This window comes from Pseudomonas sp. So3.2b (assembly GCF_019464415.1).
GTDB classification, from domain to species: domain Bacteria; phylum Pseudomonadota; class Gammaproteobacteria; order Pseudomonadales; family Pseudomonadaceae; genus Aquipseudomonas; species Aquipseudomonas shahriarae.
This window is the reverse complement of the sequence record NZ_CP080494.1, coordinates 494926-510520: the sequence shown is the minus strand read 5'-3', so window position 1 is coordinate 510520 and position 15595 is coordinate 494926. Positions and strand designations below refer to the sequence as shown.

Below are 15595 nucleotides of genomic sequence, written 5' to 3'. Positions count from 1 at the left end.
GCCCTGTAGGCGCCGGCAAGCCGGCGCCTACAAAGGTTGCATCAGCGGACCAGATGCAGGAACTGCAAGTGCCGTTCGTACTGGTCGAGGATGTCGTTGATGATCTGCTCCTTGGTGTAGCCCACCAGGTCGTAATCCTGGCTGCCTTCGCTCAAGTGCACTTCCGCGCGGTAGTAGCGACGGTTGTTGATTGCCTTCGAGCCCAGGCCACCGAGGGCAAAGGACGGCGTGAAGTAGCCGCGCATCTGCACCTGATAGACAAACGGGCGCTCTTCGCCGTGGCCGATTTCCAGGCTGACGCTGTCGTTGGACGGGTCGGGCTGAGTGACGACGTTCAGGCCCTTCTCGACAAACACTGCCGTCACTTCTTCAATCGCCGGGCGTACCGTGGTTTCGAGGAAGCGGTACACCTCATCGCGCGACGGGAAATGCACCGCCTGGCTCAGGCGCTGGCGCCAGCCGCCACGGCCCCTGCGGGAGGCCGCCGAGACGGGTGCCAGGGAATGCATCCGGGCGATCTGCTTCTGCGATTCGAGGTAGAACGCCTTGTGCAGCCCCCACATCATCAACAGCAGGATCAACGAGAACGGTAACGACGTCAGCACCACCGCCGACTTGAGCGAGTCAATGCTACCGGCAAACAGCAAGGCGCTGGTCACCAGCGCGGTCATGGCGCCCCAGAACACCCGCAGCCACTTCGGCCCGTCTTCATCGGCATTGCCGCCCTTGGACGACAGGGTCGACAGCACCACGGTGCCGGAGTCGGCCGAGGTGACAAAGAACACAAAACTGATAAACACCGTGACCGCGATGACAGTCTTGCTCCATGGATAGGTTTCCAGCAGCAGGTACAGGCTCATCGACGGGTTGTCGATGGCCGACTGCCCCAGCGCCGCCATGCCGTGGTTGAGCACCTGGTCAATCGCACTGTTGCCGAAGATCGACATCCAGGCCAGGGTGAAACCCAGGGGGATCAGGAGCACGCCGAAGACAAATTCGCGGATGGTCCGGCCACGGGAAATGCGTGCGATAAACAGGCCCACGAACGGCGACCATGCGATCCACCAGGCCCAATAAAACACGGTCCAGCCGCCGAGCCAATCGCTGGGCTCGTTGTAGGCGTAGACGTCAAAACTCTTGGTCGGCAGTGCGCCCAGGTAGTCACCGACGTTCTGGATCAGGGTGTTGAGCAAATGCTGGGTGGGCCCGGCGAACAACACAAACAGCAGCAGCGCACAGGCCAGCAGCATGTTGATGTCGGACATGACCCGCACGCCCTTGTCGACACCGGCCACTGCGACCAGGATCGCCGCGCCCATCATCAGGGTGATCAGGCCGACCTGGATCCATTGGGTGTGGGCGATGCCGAACAGGTAGTCCAGGCCCGAGTTGAGGTGCAGCACCCCAAAACCCATGTCCGCGCCCAGGCCGAACACCGTGGCGATGATGCCGAAGCCATCCACCGCATAGCCGATGGGGCCATTGATGCGCTTGCCGATCAGCGGGTACAGCGCCGAACGCAAGGCCAGCGGCAGGTTATGCCGGTAGGCGAAGTACGCCAGGGCCATGCCGACGAACGCAAAGACGCCCCAGCCATGCAGGCCCCAATGCAGAAACAGCACCTGCATGGCCTGGCGCGCCGCGTCGGCGTTCAAGGCCTCGCCCTGGGGCGGTTGCACCAGGTGGGTCAAGGGTTCCGAGACGCAGAAGAAAAACAGCGTGATGCTGATCCCGGCGGCAAACAGCATGCCGGCCCAGGACAGGTAACTGAATTCGGGCTCGTCGTGGTCGGCACCGAGTTTGATCTTGCCGTAGCCAGACAACGCGGTGACCACCACGAAGACCAGATACAGGGTCATCGCCAGCATGTAGTACCAGCCGACCGTATTGGCCGCCCAGTTTTGCGCGGCCAGCAACCAGGCGCCGGCCTGCTCGGGGATCGCGATTACGGTGACACCAAACAGTAGGATGAAGCTGGCGGCGAAGTAAAACACCGGTGCATTCATACGCACCTGGCCGCTTGAAGGAACAGACGATGCACTCATGAACGGTGCACCTCGAGGGTATTGGATGTGGCTGTATAAAACGGACTCAGCAAAGGTAAGCCTCCTGTTGTGAGCGGGCAGCGAACCACCGGTTTAACTTGAACGAACGTTCAAGTTAAACATGGATAGGCGGTCTGGGACTAATCGCAGGGCTGAGTGGTAGGTAATTCCTACACTAGCTCAAGGAAGGGTATGACGTGTGGGGAAGGTAAAACGTTCAGCGATTGCTGGCCTAAATTGAAATGCCATCCCCTGTGGGAGCGGACTTGCCCGCGATAACGGAGTGTCAGGTTAGAGGTATTTGACTGGCCTACCGCCATCGCGGGCAAGCCCGCACCCACACAAGCCCGCTCCCCCATCAGGTCGTCGCTACTTCTGCGTCCCGTCATCATGCTGCAAGTTCGCCTGCGTGATATTCGCCCCCGCCGGCACGCTGCGGGTCAGCCACACGTTGCCGCCAATGGTCGAACCCTTGCCGATGGTGATTCGCCCCAGGATCGTCGCCCCGGCGTAGATCACCACATCGTCCTCGACAATCGGGTGGCGTGGATGGCCCTTCTGCAACTGCCCATCCTCATCCGCCGGGAAACGCTTGGCGCCCAGGGTCACCGCCTGATAGATACGCACCCGCTCGCCAATGATCGCCGTTTCGCCAATCACCACACCCGTGCCGTGGTCGATAAAGAAGCTCGGGCCGATCTGAGCGCCTGGGTGAATGTCGATGCCGGTGGCCGAATGCGCGATTTCCGCGCTGATCCGCGCGAGCAGAGGCAGCCCGGCGCGATACAAATGGTGGGCCAGGCGATGGTGGATTACCGCGAGGATGCCCGGATAGCACAGCAGCACCTCATCCACCGTGCGTGCAGCCGGATCCCCGTGATAGGCCGCCAGCACATCGGTGTCCAACAGGCTGCGCAGCGCCGGCAAAGCCAGGGCAAAGTCCTGGATCAAGCGGATGGCCAGTGCATCGACTTCCTTATCGGCATTGCCGCCCTGGCGCGCGGCGTAGCGCAACTCCAGGCGGGCCTGGGCGAGCAAGGCGTTGAGCGCCACATCCAGGGTATGGCCGACGTAGAAGTCCTCACTTTCCTCACGCAGATCCACCGGGCCCAGGCGCATCGGGAACAGCGCACCGCACAGCGCTTCAAGAATTTGCGCCACGGCCTCGCGCGACGGTAACTCGCGACCGCCCTGCTCGCCGCTGACCCGCCCATTGCGGGTACGCCACTGATCCCGGGCGCCGCGCAACTGGCTGACGATGGTCTGTAACTGCCAATGACTGGAACGCTCACTCACGGTATTCCCTCCTGAGGTAATGGCCACACTTTACGGTATGCAACCGGGCGGCCCTTAAGAACCAATGGTGCGATGCTAATAACACTTTGGCATAAGCATCTGGCGGTTGCCCCGGCAAAAAGCCCTGCCTATAGTCCTCCCCATCTTCTATTACCCGTGCGTAACCATGATCAAACAACAGCTCGACCGTTTTAATCGTCTGAACCTGCTGGGCGGCGCCACCGCCCTGGAAAAACTCGAACGACTGTCGACCTGGCTGGGCCGTGATATCTACATCAAGCGCGATGACACCACGCCGCTGGCCATGGGCGGCAACAAGCTGCGCAAGCTCGAATACCTCGCCGCCGATGCCCTGGCCCAAGGCGCCGACACGTTGATCACCGCCGGCGCGATCCAGTCCAACCATGTGCGCCAGACCGCAGCCCTCGCCGCCAAGCTGGGCCTGGGCTGTGTCGCCCTGCTGGAAAATCCCACGGGCACCGACGACCCCAACTACCTGGGCAACGGCAACCGCCTGTTGGTCGAGCTGTTCGACGCCAAGGTCGAATTGGTCGAAAACCTGGACAACGCCGACGAGCAACTCAACGCCCTGGCCGAACGCCTGCGCAGCAATGGTAAAAACCCCTACATAGTGCCCATTGGCGGCTCCAACGCCCTGGGCGCCCTGGGTTATGTGCGGGCCGGGCTGGAACTGGCCGGGCAAATCGAAGACAGCGGCCTGCAGTTCGCGGCAGTGGTCCTGGCCTCCGGCAGCGCCGGCACCCACAGCGGCCTGGCCCTGGCGTTGAGTGAAGTGCTGCCGGACTTGCCGGTGATTGGCGTCACCGTGTCGCGCACCGACGAAGCGCAACGGCCCAAGGTTCAAGGCCTGGCCGAGCGCACGGCGCAGTTGCTGGGGGTGGCGGTACCCGACGCCTTTAAAGTGATTTTATGGGACGAATACTTCGCCCCGCGCTACGGCGAACCCAACGCCGGCACCCTGGCGGCAATCAAGCTGCTGGCAAGCCAGGAAGGCCTGTTGCTGGACCCGGTCTACACCGGCAAGGCCATGGCCGGATTGCTCGACGGTATCGGTCGCCAGGCCTTCGCTGAAGGGCCGATCATCTTCCTGCACACCGGCGGCGCGCCGGCGTTGTTTGCCTATGACTCAGTGTTCTGATTGGACACATTGAATCTCTACTTCATATGCAAAAATGGAATATAAAGTTTAATTTATATTATTTTTAACGCTTTCAAACTCGCCCTATAGTCGCGCTCCCACACACCGCGTTTTTAGGGCAGGATACGACCACTGCGTCACCTGCTTCGCTCACCATAAAAAACACAGGGGCTTGTCATGACTATTTCTGTACTGCGTCGCACGTTGCTGGTTGGCACATTGGGCCTGGCGCTTGGCGCCGGCTTGCTGGGCCAGGCAGTTGCCGGCGAGCAACTGGGCAACATCAAGAAGGCCGGCGAGATCAAGATCGGCCTGGAAGGCACCTACCCACCGTTCAGTTTCGTCGATGAAAACGGCAAACTCAGTGGCTTTGAAGCCGAGCTGTCCGAAGCCCTGGCCAAGGAACTGGGGGTCAAGGTCAAGCTGCAGGCTACCCCGTGGGACGGCATCCTCGCCGCCCTGGAATCCAAGCGCCTCGACGCAGTGGTCAACCAGGTGACGATCTCCGAAGAGCGCAAGAAAAAATACGATTTCTCCAAGCCCTACACCGTCTCCGGGATCCAGGCGCTGACCCTGGCGAAAAACGTCGACACCATCAAGACCGCCGACGACCTGGCCGGCAAGAAAGTCGGGGTGGGCCTTGGCACCAACTACGAACAATGGCTCAAGGACAACCAACCCAAAGCCATCATCAAGACCTATAACGACGACCCCACCAAATTCCAGGACCTGCGCATCGGCCGTATCGACGCGATTCTGATCGACCGCCTGGCGGCCCTGGAATATGCGAAAAAAGCCAAGGACACCGCCGCTGCCGGTGAAGCCTTCTCCCGCCAGGAAGCCGGGATTGCCCTGCGCAAAGGCGAGCCTGAATTGCTTGAAGCGGTCAACCAGGCCCTCGACAAACTGCGCGCCGACGGCACTTTGAAGAAGCTGTCCGAGAAATACTTCAACGCTGACGTCACCCAATAATGGAAGCAGGTTTCCAACTCGCGCTCGATTCCGCGCCCTTTCTGCTCAAGGGCGCGTACTACACGGTGATTCTCAGCCTCGGCGGGATGTTTTTCGGCTTGCTGCTGGGCTTCGGCCTGGCCTTGATGCGCCTGTCGCGCTTCAAGCTCTTGAGCTGGACGGCCAGGGTCTACGTCTCGTTCTTTCGCGGCACGCCGTTGCTGGTGCAGCTGTTCTTGATCTACTACGGCTTGCCGCAGGTGGGCATCGAGCTGGATCCGATCCCGGCAGCGATGATCGGCTTCTCGCTGAACATGGCGGCCTATGCCTGTGAAATCCTGCGCGCCGCCATTGCCTCCATCGAGCGTGGCCAGTGGGAAGCTGCCGCCAGTATCGGCATGACCCGCGCACAGACCTTGCGCCGGGCCATCCTGCCGCAGGCGATGCGTACGGCCCTGCCGCCCCTGGGCAACAGCTTTATTTCGCTGGTAAAAGATACGGCGCTGGCCGCCACCATCCAGGTGCCCGAGCTGTTCCGCCAGGCCCAACTGGTATCGGCACGCACCTTTGAAATTTTCACCATGTACCTGTCCGCAGCCCTGATCTACTGGGTTCTGGCCAGCATCCTGGCGCATTTTCAGAATCGCCTGGAAGACCGGGTCAACCGGCATGACCTGGAGTCTTGAAGCATGATCGTGGTTGAAAAACTGACCAAACAATTCAAGGGTCAGGTGGTGCTCAACGGGATCGACCTGGAGGTCCAAGAAGGCGAAGTTGTCGCCATCATTGGCCCCAGCGGCTCCGGCAAGACCACCTTCCTGCGCTGCCTGAATTTCCTCGAAGAACCCACCAGTGGCCGGATCAAGGTCGGCGACATCGAGATCGACGGCAGCCGCCCGCTCAACCAGCAACAGGGCCTGGTGCGGCGCCTGCGCCAGCATGTGGGTTTTGTGTTCCAGGGCTTTAACTTGTTCCCCCATCGCACCGCCCTGGAGAACGTCATCGAAGGCCCGCTGGTGGTCAAGAAGATGCCACGCGAAGCCGCTGACCGCCTCGGTCGCGCACTGCTGGCCAAGGTTGGCCTGGCGGGCAAGGAAGACGCCTACCCCCGGCGCCTGTCCGGTGGCCAGCAGCAAAGGGTGGCCATTGCTCGAGCCTTGGCGATGGAGCCGGAAGTGATCCTGTTCGATGAACCGACCTCGGCCCTCGACCCGGAGTTGGTAGGCGAAGTCCTGGCGACCATCCGCAGCCTCGCCGAAGAGAAACGCACCATGGTCATCGTCACCCACGAAATGAGCTTTGCCCGTGACGTGGCCAACCGGGTGATCTTCTTCGACAAGGGTGTGATCGTCGAGCAAGGCGAAGCCAAGGCGCTGTTTGCCAACCCCAGGGAAGAACGCACCCGGCAGTTCCTCAGCAAATTCCTCACCCACTGACCCACCCCCTGTAGGAGCCGGCTTGCCGGCGCCTACAAGGTTTGTGACTTTCGGAAAAATCCCCGTATTCATTCGGCAAAGTGCCTGTCAGAACCCCCTTTAATAACACCCTCCAGTAAGACCCTTCTGAATAATCCCAAACCCGCCGCTTAGCCTTTTGCCGCCATTGACGCCCCCTGGCCAACCCTCTTATCTAGGGCTCAAAGGATTGGATCCCATCCTGGCTTTTCAAAAAAATCGTTCCTTTCGAACCCCACGCCTGAGGTTCGGAACGATCGCTGCTGGCTGCATCAAGGAGATTATTTATGACGCACATTACCCCCCCGGCCATGCTCGCCGCGCCGACAGTACCCCAAGCTCATAAACAAGGTATCAACGCGCAGGCCGCCACTCATTTGCAGGTCGATATCGCCCCCTACCCGAACATGGGCAAGGGCGACTTGATCGAGTTGTTCTGGAACAACTGCTTTGCCGCCTCCAAGCGTGTAGGCGCCGCCGATATCGGCTTGACCAGCCATCTGCGGGTGCCCGAAAGCTTTGTGCAAAACGGTGCTGCACGCATTCATTACCGGGTCATGCAAGTGGGGCGCGGCCCGGCGCGCTCCATGATTACCCGGGTGCAGGTCAAGACCGCTTGCCCGGGTGGGCCGCCTTCAGTGCTGTGTGCCGAAGAAAACCAGAACCTGGCCCCCGTCGCCCTGCCTGAAACCATCCGCCGCCATGGCGTCAACCCCAGCCAGATCCGCCGGGGCGTACCGTTGACCATCGAGCCCTACCTGAACATGGCCGCCGGTGATGCAATCACTCTGCGCTGGGGCGACGCGCGCCTGGACCTGCCCCCGATCCAGGCCGCCGAGGTGGGGCACCCCGTGCAGGTCTGGGTGCCTTCGGCGCTGATCCTGGAGGCCGGGGACGATGCCCGCCAGGAGGTCACCTACTGCGTGATCGACCGCGTGGGCAACAACTCGCGCTGGGCACCCGGGCGCATCGTGAGCATCGCCCAGGCCAACGCCACAGGCGCAGCCGATGCTTTGTCGGTGTACCAGCCCCGGCGTCCTGGCTCGCCGTGCGAACCGGGGTGACAGACCTTCTATGCATATTCCTAAAAGTTAGTTTATTTAAAAAATAAACACGCTTAGGGTATATGCACCGGACCACCGGACATTCCTGATTTTCAGCTTTTCCACGGATGTGAGGTAGGTATGGTCAACATTACCCCGGTGCACAACGCCAGGGCATCACGTGTCGCCACGCAGGGGCGCACCGATGTCTAACTTGGCGCAATCGCCCCTCCAGAGCGATCTGGATATCGCCCCGCTGCTGTTGCCCACCCAGGTGCTGCGCAACGACAGTGAAGCCCTCGCCGCTGCCCACGCGCTTGCCCAGGCCGCCCGCCTGCAAGCCGGGCTGCGCGACCGCCAGCGCAAACTGCCCTGGGCCGAAATCGAACAGTTCACCCGCAGTGGCCTGGGGAGCATTTCCATCCCCCGCGAATACGGTGGCCCGCAAGTGTCGTTTGTGACCCTGGCTGAAGTGTTCGCGATTATCAGCGCCGTCGACCCGGCCCTGGGGCAGATCCCGCAGAACCATTTTGGCATCTTGCACGTGCTGCAAGGCGCCGCCAGCGAGTCACAGAAAAAACAGCTGTTCCAAAGCGTGCTCGACGGCTGGCGCATCGGCAATGGCGGGCCGGAACGCGGTACCAAAAACACCCTGGATGTGAAGGCCCGGATCAGCGCCGAGGGTGACGGTTTTGTCATCAACGGCCAGAAGTTCTACTCCACCGGCGCGCTGTTTGCCCATTGGGTCGCGGTCAAGGCCCTGGACGACGAAGGCCGCCAGGTCATGGCGTTTGTGCGCCGTGGCACCCCGGGATTGCGCATCGTCGATGACTGGTCGGGCTTTGGCCAACGCACCACCGCCAGCGGCACCGTGTTGCTGAACAATGTGCCAGTGGACGCCGATCTGGTGGTACCGATCTGGCGCCTGGGGCAAACCCCGGGCATCCAGGGCGCGGTCTCGCAATTGATCCAGGCGGCCATCGACGCCGGCATCGCCCGTGGCGCCCTCGACGACACCATCAGTTTTGTCCGTGAACGCTCGCGGCCGTGGATCGACGCCAAGGTCGAACGGGCCAGCGACGACCTCTATGTGATCGCCGACATCGGCAAGCTGAAAATCGAACTGCATGCCGCCGAAGCTCTGCTGCGCAAGGCCGGCCAGGTGCTGGACCAGGTCAGCGCCGCGCCCATCACCGCACACTCCGCCGCCCGGGCCTCGATTGCCGTGGCACAAGCCAAGGTGCTGACCACCGAAGTCTCGCTGCAGGTCAGCGAGAAACTCTTCGAACTGGCCGGCAGCCGCGCCACCCTCGCCGAGTTCAACCTCGACCGCCACTGGCGCAATGCACGGGTGCACACCCTGCACGACCCGGTGCGCTGGAAGTATCACGCGGTGGGCGCCTGGCACCTCAACGGAACCTTGCCGGCCCGGCATTCCTGGATCTGACGACCAGACCTCTGGAGAAAAACATGACGCTTTCCCATTCCGTCGCGGTCATCACCAGCGATGAACAAGCCCTGATTGTCGCCAGCGACCTGGCCGAAGACTTTCGCCGCGACAGCGCCCTGCGCGACCGTGAACGCCGCCTGCCGCTCGCCGAACTGGAAGCCTTTTCCCGCTCCGGCCTGTGGGGCATCAGCGTGCCCAAGGCATACGGCGGCGCTGGCGTGTCCAACGTCACCCTGGCCAAGGTCATTGCCCTGATCGCCCAGGCCGATGCCTCGTTGGGGCAGATCCCGCAGAACCATTTTTATGCCCTGGAAGTGCTGCGCATCAATGGCAGCCCGGCGCAGCAACAACGCCTGTATGCCGAGGTGCTGGCCGGCCAGCGCTTTGGCAATGCCCTGGCAGAACTGGGCACCAAGACCGCCCATGACCGGGTGACGAAACTTGTGCGCGACGGCGACGGTTTTCGTATCAGCGGCCGCAAGTTCTACGCCACCGGCGCGATCTACGCCCAGCGCATTCCCACCTCGGTGGTGGATGAGCACGGCGTGCAGCAACTGGCCTTTGTGCCACACGACAGCCAGGGCCTGACGGTGATCGACGACTGGAGCGGCTTCGGCCAGCGCACCACCGGCAGCGGTTCGGTGGTGTTCGACAATGTGTGGGTCGCAGCCGAAGACGTGATCCCGTTCCAGAGCGCCTTCGAGCGCCCGACCACCGTGGGCCCGCTGGCGCAGATCCTTCACGCGGCCATCGACACCGGCATCGCCCGCGCCGCCTTTGAAGATGCCCTGCATTTTGTGCGCACCAAGACCCGGCCGTGGATCGACTCGGGCAATGACACGGCCAGCGAAGACCCGCTGACCCTGAAAAGCTTCGGCCACCTGAGCATCCGCCTGCACGCCACCGAAGCCCTGCTGGAGCGCTCCGGCGAATTCCTCGACCGCGCCCAGGCCGACAGCAATGCGCAAACCGTCGCGGCGGCGTCGATTGCCGTGGCTGAAGTACGCGTCCTGAGCACCGAGATTTCCCTGGCTGCCGGCAGCACCCTGTTCGAACTCGCCGGCAGCCAGGCAACCCTCGCCGAACATGGCCTGGACCGCCACTGGCGCAACGCCCGGGTGCACACCCTGCACGACCCGGTGCGCTGGAAGTACCACGCCGTCGGCAATTACTACCTCAACGATGAAAACCCGCCGCTGCGGGGGACCATCTGATGTTGAAGAAAAAGATCCTGCTCAATGCCTTCAACATGAACTGCATCGGGCATATCAACCATGGCCTGTGGACGCATCCACGGGACACCTCGACCCAGTACAAGACCGTCGAATACTGGACCGAACTGGCGCAACTGCTGGAGCGTGGGCTGTTCGACGGCTTGTTTATCGCCGACATCGTTGGCGTGTACGACGTCTATCAAGGCTCGGTCGAGGTGCCGCTCAAGGAGTCGATCCAACTGCCAGTCAACGACCCACTGCTACTGGTCTCGGCCATGGCCGCCGTAACGAAAAACCTCGGCTTCGGCCTGACCGCCAACCTGACTTACGAGCCGCCGTATCTGTTCGCCCGGCGCATGTCCACCCTCGATCACCTGAGCCGTGGCCGGGTGGGCTGGAACATCGTCACCGGCTACCTGGACAGCGCCGCCAAGGCCATGGGCCTCACCGAGCAGGTCGAGCATGACCGGCGCTACGACCAGGCCGACGAGTACCTGGAGGTGCTGTACAAGCTGTGGGAAGGCAGTTGGGAAGACGACGCGGTACTCAACGACCCGCAACAACGGATCTATGCCCAACCGGGCAAGGTGCACAAGGTCGAGCACCATGGCGAGTTCTATCAGGTGCAGGGCTATCACCTGTGCGAGCCCTCGCCGCAGCGCACGCCAGTGCTGTTCCAGGCCGGCAGTTCGGAGCGCGGCCTGGTGTTTGCCGGGCGCCATGCCGAGTGCGTGTTTATCAGCGGGCAGAACAAGGCCGCGACCAAGGTGCAAGTGGACAAGGTACGCGCCAGCGCGGTCGCAGCCGGGCGCAACCCAGACGACATCAAGGTGTTCATGGGGCTCAACGTGATTGTCGGCGCCACCGAGGCGCTGGCCTGGGCCAAGCATGCCGAGTACCTGAGCTACGCCAGCGCCGAGGCCGGCGTGGCACATTTCAGCGCCTCCACCGCCATCGACTTCTCGCAATACGAGCTGGACGAACCGATCCAGTACGTGAAGAGCAACGCGATCCAATCAGCCACTAAAGCCTTGCAGAACAACGACTGGACCCGGCGCAAGTTGTTGGAACAACACGCGTTGGGTGGGCGCTATATCACCCTGGTGGGTTCGCCTGCGCAGGTGGCTGATGAGCTGGAATCCTGGATCAGCGAGACCGGGCTGGATGGCTTCAACCTGACGCGCATTGTTACGCCGGAGAGCTATGTGGACTTTATCGAGCTGGTGATTCCCGAGTTGCAAAGGCGTGGGTCATACAAGACTGCTTATGAGAGCGGAACCTTGCGAGAAAAGGTCTTCCACCGCGAAGCGCACTTACCCGAACAACACACCGGTTCCACCTACCGCCGCTCCCACATTTAGACCTTTATTGCTCATACCAACACCTTATGACTGGAAATCGACCATGAAAACAACACTGTTCTCCCACCCAGTCAAAGCACTGGCCCTGGCCCTCGGCCTGTTCAGCTCGGCGGTGTTTGCCGCCGATGCGCCGCTGAAAGTCGGCACCACGGCGGCCTTCGCCATTCCCCTCGAAGCCGCCGTCGAAGAGGCCGGCAAGCAGGGCCTGAACGTCGAGCTGGTGGAGTTCACCGACTGGATCGCGCCCAACGTCAGCCTCGCCGCCGGCGATATCGACGTGAATTACTTCCAGCACATTCCGTTCCTGGAAAACGCCAAGGCCGCCGCCGGTTTTGACCTGGTGCCGTTCAAGCCGGGGATCATCAACAACGTCGGTCTGTACTCGAAAAAATTCAAAAGCTTCGATGAGCTGCCCCAGGGCGCCAGCGTGGCCATCGCCAACGACCCCATCAACAGCGGGCGCGGCCTGCAGTTGCTGGCCAAGGCCGGCCTGATCACCCTCAAGCCGGGCGTGGGCTACAAGGCCACCGAAGACGACATCGTCGCCAACCCGAAACAGCTCAAGATCCTGCAGGTCGAAGCAGTGCAGCTAGTGCGCGCCTATGACGACGCCGACCTGGTGCAGGGCTACCCGGCCTATATCCGCCTGTCCAAGACCTTCAATGCCGAGTCGGCGCTGCTGTTCGATGGCCTTGACCACCCGGAATACGTGATCCAGTTCGTGACCCAGCCCAAGGGTACAACCGACCCACGGGTGATCAAGTTCGTCGAGATCTACCAGCATTCGCCGGTGGTCCGCGCGGCCCTGGATAAATCCCTGGGTACGCTGTACCAAGTCGGCTGGGAAGGCTGAATATGAGCGCCGCCAATGCCCAACTGCGCGGCCTGGGCACACTGCCCAGAGACGCGCACCAGACAGAGCTACACCCTGACTTGAACCACGCCCATGTGCGTTTTATCAACCTGGGCAAAACCTACGAAGGCACGGTGCATGCGCTGCAAGGCATCGACCTGGCGATCCAGCGTGGCGAAGTGTTCGGCATCATCGGCCGCAGCGGCGCCGGCAAGTCGTCGCTGATCCGCACCATCAACCGCCTGGAACAACCCAGCAGCGGCCGGGTGCTGATCGACCAGGTGGATATCGGCGATTTCGACGAAGACCGTCTGGTGGCCCTGCGGCGACGCATCGGCATGATCTTCCAGCACTTCAACCTGATGTCGGCCAAGACCGTGTGGCAGAACGTCGAGCTGCCACTGAAAGTCGCCGGTGTGCCCAAGCCGCAACGCGAGCACAAGGTCCGCGAGCTGCTGGAGCTGGTGGGTTTGCAGGACAAGCACCAGGCGTACCCGGCGCAGTTGTCCGGCGGGCAGAAGCAACGGGTGGGCATCGCCCGCTCGCTGGTGCACGACCCGCAGATCCTGCTGTGCGACGAAGCCACCTCGGCCCTGGACCCGGAGACCACCCAGTCGATCCTCGGCCTGTTGCGCGAGATCAATCAGCGCCTGGGCCTGACCATCGTGCTGATCACCCACGAGATGGCGGTGATCCGCGAAATCTGCGACCGCGTGGTGGTGCTGGAACACGGGCGGATCGTCGAGCAAGGCCCGGTGTGGGAAGTGTTTGGCAACCCCCGGCACGAGGTCAGTAAAACCCTGCTCGCGCCCCTGCAACATGGCTTGCCCGAGGAACTGCAAAAGCGCCTGCGGGCCACGCCAGCGTCGGCGGATGCGGCCGTGGTGCTGCGCCTGCAATTTACCGGCGCCAGCGCGGATGAACCGGACCTCGCCGCACTGTTCAGCGCCCTGGGTGGGCGCGTGCGCCTGCTGCAAGGCGGGGTCGAGCGCATCCAGGGCCACGCCCTGGGGCAATTGCTGCTGGCAGTGACCGGCTCCGCCCTGGACGCCGACACATTACGCACCCGCGCCACGCGCTGGGCACAACAGGTGGAGGTGCTGGGCTATGTGGTTTGATCGTTTATTGCAGGGCGCCATCGACACCTTGTTGATGGTCGGCGTGTCGTCGTTGATCGCGCTGCTGGTGGGTATCCCGCTGGCGGTGTTCCTGGTCACCAGCGACAAGGGCGGCATCTACCAGGCCCCCGCGTTGAATAGGGTGCTGGGGGCGTTCGTCAATCTGTTCCGCTCCATCCCGTTCCTGATTCTGATGGTGGCGCTGATCCCCTTCACCCGGCTGATTGTGGGCACCACCTACGGTGTATGGGCCGCCGTGGTACCACTGACCATCGCCGCCACGCCGTTCTTTGCGCGAATCGCCGAGGTCAGCCTGCGCGAAGTCGACCATGGCCTGATCGAAGCCGCCCAGGCCATGGGCTGCCGGCGCTGGCATATCGTCAGGCATGTGCTGTTGCCGGAAGCGCTGCCGGGGATTGTCGGCGGGTTCACCATTACTCTGGTGACCATGATCAACTCGTCGGCCATGGCCGGAGCGATTGGCGCCGGTGGCCTGGGGGATATTGCCTACCGCTACGGCTACCAGCGTTTCGACAGCCAGATCATGCTCACGGTGATTGTGTTGCTGGTCCTGCTGGTGGCCGCGATCCAACTGGGTGGCGATCGCCTGGCGCGCGGGCTGAACAAGCGCTGAGGTATAGTCGGCACCTCTCTTTGCCCTGGTGCCGACTGCCATGAAACTCGCCCCCGACGACCTCGACCAGATCACCTCTACCACCCTGGGTCACTACAACCAGGTGGCCGAGGATTTTCGCGAAGGTACCCGCGACCATGATGTGAGCCAGAACATCGACGCGTTGCTGCGGCATATCCAGGCGCAGGCGCCGTTTACCGTGCTGGACTTCGGCTGCGGGCCGGGGCGGGATTTGCAGACCTTCACCCGGCTTGGGCATATCGCCGTAGGCCTGGATGGCGCCGAGCGTTTCGCGCAGATGGCGCGCCAGGACAGCGGCTGTGAAGTACTGCACCAGGACTTCCTCAAACTGGATCTGCCGGCCGCGCGCTTCGACGGGATTTTTGCCAATGCGGTGCTGTTTCATATCCCCAAGCAGGAACTGCCGCGCATTCTCCAGCAACTGCAGGCTGCGCTGAAACCGGGCGGGGTGTTGTTCAGCTCCAACCCCAGAGGGGAAAACCAGGAGGGCTGGAACGGCCCGCGTTATGGCTCGTATCACGACCTTGCGGCCTGGCAGGCGCTGCTGACCACCGCAGGGTTTGTGGAGTTGGAACACTACTATCGCCCGGCAGGACTGCCGCGCGAGCAGCAGCCTTGGTTGGCCAGTGTGTGGCGTAAGGTAGGGGCTGTCTGAGCGGACGCTATCGCAGCGATGCGGCGACCCGACAAGCCAGCTCCCACATTGTTTTGTGGTGTGTCCAGAATTCCCTGCCGGGTCGAGCCCCCCCCTGTGGGAGCGGGCTTGCCCGCGATGGCAGTAGTACAGGCACTATTTTTGGTGGCTGACATACCGTCATCGCAGGCAAGCCAGCTCCCACATTGGTTTGTGGTGTGTCCAGAATTCCCTGCCTGGTCGAGCCCCCCCTGTGGGAGCGGGCTTGCCCGCGATGGCGGTAGTACAGGCACTATCTTTGGTGGCTGACATACCGTCATCGCAGGCAAGCCAGCTCCCACATTGGTTTGTGGCGTGTCCAG

At 62.2% G+C, this 15595-nt stretch carries 14 protein-coding genes; 12 read left to right on the top strand and 2 right to left on the bottom strand.

Annotated elements, in window-relative coordinates; all coding sequences use genetic code 11:
- Nucleotides 1-41 precede the first annotated feature (41 nt).
- Nucleotides 42-2006: a choline transporter BetT gene (betT, locus tag K1X80_RS02250; RefSeq protein WP_164844872.1), complete on the bottom strand. Its 1965-nt coding sequence runs from the start codon at nt 2004-2006 to the stop codon at nt 42-44.
- Nucleotides 2007-2414: 408 nt separating this feature from the next.
- Nucleotides 2415-3341 (bottom strand): serine O-acetyltransferase EpsC, encoded by a 927-nt coding sequence (gene epsC, locus K1X80_RS02245; RefSeq protein ID WP_057957992.1) that lies wholly within the window; start codon nt 3339-3341, stop codon nt 2415-2417.
- Nucleotides 3342-3507: 166 nt separating this feature from the next.
- Between epsC and K1X80_RS02240 the strand changes: the two genes are divergently transcribed.
- From K1X80_RS02240 to K1X80_RS02185, 12 genes are all read left to right on the top strand, one after another.
- Nucleotides 3508-4500: a D-cysteine desulfhydrase gene (locus K1X80_RS02240; protein ID WP_220172634.1), complete on the top strand. Its 993-nt coding sequence runs from the start codon at nt 3508-3510 to the stop codon at nt 4498-4500.
- A 177-nt stretch (nt 4501-4677) separates the two neighbouring features.
- Nucleotides 4678-5472, top strand: a complete 795-nt coding sequence (gene tcyJ / locus K1X80_RS02235) for a cystine ABC transporter substrate-binding protein (protein ID WP_057437040.1) — start codon at nt 4678-4680, stop codon at nt 5470-5472.
- A complete protein-coding gene (gene tcyL / locus K1X80_RS02230; protein WP_032884921.1) occupies nt 5472-6137 on the top strand; it encodes a cystine ABC transporter permease in 666 nt (221 codons plus the stop codon). The genes tcyJ and tcyL overlap by 1 nt, the downstream gene beginning before the upstream one ends.
- 3 nt (nt 6138-6140) lie before the next feature.
- Nucleotides 6141-6887, top strand: coding sequence for an L-cystine ABC transporter ATP-binding protein TcyN (gene tcyN / locus K1X80_RS02225; RefSeq protein WP_057437038.1), 747 nt, complete (start codon nt 6141-6143; stop codon nt 6885-6887).
- Between the two features lie 305 nt (nt 6888-7192).
- A complete protein-coding gene (locus K1X80_RS02220) occupies nt 7193-7969 on the top strand; it encodes a hypothetical protein (protein WP_220172633.1) in 777 nt (258 codons plus the stop codon).
- 184 nt (nt 7970-8153) lie between these two features.
- The gene (locus tag K1X80_RS02215) at nt 8154-9395 is read left to right on the top strand and encodes an SfnB family sulfur acquisition oxidoreductase (protein WP_169990613.1); all 1242 of its coding nucleotides are present in this window, start codon (nt 8154-8156) and stop codon (nt 9393-9395) included.
- Nucleotides 9396-9418: 23 nt separating this feature from the next.
- Nucleotides 9419-10612, top strand: a complete 1194-nt coding sequence (locus K1X80_RS02210) for an SfnB family sulfur acquisition oxidoreductase (RefSeq protein WP_220172632.1) — start codon at nt 9419-9421, stop codon at nt 10610-10612.
- Nucleotides 10612-11973, top strand: coding sequence for an LLM class flavin-dependent oxidoreductase (locus tag K1X80_RS02205; RefSeq protein WP_220172631.1), 1362 nt, complete (start codon nt 10612-10614; stop codon nt 11971-11973). The genes K1X80_RS02210 and K1X80_RS02205 overlap by 1 nt, the downstream gene beginning before the upstream one ends.
- Nucleotides 11974-12016: 43 nt before the next feature.
- Entirely contained in the window at nt 12017-12826 is an 810-nt protein-coding gene (locus K1X80_RS02200) for a MetQ/NlpA family ABC transporter substrate-binding protein (protein WP_220172630.1), read from the top strand.
- A gap of 2 nt (nt 12827-12828) precedes the next feature.
- The gene (locus K1X80_RS02195) at nt 12829-13944 is read left to right on the top strand and encodes a methionine ABC transporter ATP-binding protein (RefSeq protein ID WP_220172629.1); all 1116 of its coding nucleotides are present in this window, start codon (nt 12829-12831) and stop codon (nt 13942-13944) included.
- The gene (locus tag K1X80_RS02190; protein WP_057957985.1) at nt 13934-14578 is read left to right on the top strand and encodes a methionine ABC transporter permease; all 645 of its coding nucleotides are present in this window, start codon (nt 13934-13936) and stop codon (nt 14576-14578) included. The genes K1X80_RS02195 and K1X80_RS02190 overlap by 11 nt, the downstream gene beginning before the upstream one ends.
- Before the next feature lie 40 nt (nt 14579-14618).
- Nucleotides 14619-15254, top strand: coding sequence for a bifunctional 2-polyprenyl-6-hydroxyphenol methylase/3-demethylubiquinol 3-O-methyltransferase UbiG (locus tag K1X80_RS02185; RefSeq protein ID WP_057444596.1), 636 nt, complete (start codon nt 14619-14621; stop codon nt 15252-15254).
- The last annotated feature ends 341 nt before the right edge of the window (nt 15255-15595 follow it).

What these genes read in the sequence shown, in the direction of transcription:
- betT (WP_164844872.1), bottom strand. Translation starts at nt 2,006, where the DNA reads ATGAATGCACCGGTGTTTTACTTCGCCGCCAGCTTCATCCTACTGTTT.
- K1X80_RS02240 (WP_220172634.1), top strand. Translation starts at nt 3,508, where the DNA reads ATGATCAAACAACAGCTCGACCGTTTTAATCGTCTGAACCTGCTGGGC.
- tcyJ (WP_057437040.1), top strand. Translation starts at nt 4,678, where the DNA reads ATGACTATTTCTGTACTGCGTCGCACGTTGCTGGTTGGCACATTGGGC.
- tcyL (WP_032884921.1), top strand. Translation starts at nt 5,472, where the DNA reads ATGGAAGCAGGTTTCCAACTCGCGCTCGATTCCGCGCCCTTTCTGCTC.
- tcyN (WP_057437038.1), top strand. Translation starts at nt 6,141, where the DNA reads ATGATCGTGGTTGAAAAACTGACCAAACAATTCAAGGGTCAGGTGGTG.
- K1X80_RS02220 (WP_220172633.1), top strand. Translation starts at nt 7,193, where the DNA reads ATGACGCACATTACCCCCCCGGCCATGCTCGCCGCGCCGACAGTACCC.
- K1X80_RS02215 (WP_169990613.1), top strand. Translation starts at nt 8,154, where the DNA reads ATGTCTAACTTGGCGCAATCGCCCCTCCAGAGCGATCTGGATATCGCC.
- K1X80_RS02210 (WP_220172632.1), top strand. Translation starts at nt 9,419, where the DNA reads ATGACGCTTTCCCATTCCGTCGCGGTCATCACCAGCGATGAACAAGCC.
- K1X80_RS02205 (WP_220172631.1), top strand. Translation starts at nt 10,612, where the DNA reads ATGTTGAAGAAAAAGATCCTGCTCAATGCCTTCAACATGAACTGCATC.
- K1X80_RS02200 (WP_220172630.1), top strand. Translation starts at nt 12,017, where the DNA reads ATGAAAACAACACTGTTCTCCCACCCAGTCAAAGCACTGGCCCTGGCC.
- K1X80_RS02195 (WP_220172629.1), top strand. Translation starts at nt 12,829, where the DNA reads ATGAGCGCCGCCAATGCCCAACTGCGCGGCCTGGGCACACTGCCCAGA.
- K1X80_RS02190 (WP_057957985.1), top strand. Translation starts at nt 13,934, where the DNA reads ATGTGGTTTGATCGTTTATTGCAGGGCGCCATCGACACCTTGTTGATG.
- K1X80_RS02185 (WP_057444596.1), top strand. Translation starts at nt 14,619, where the DNA reads ATGAAACTCGCCCCCGACGACCTCGACCAGATCACCTCTACCACCCTG.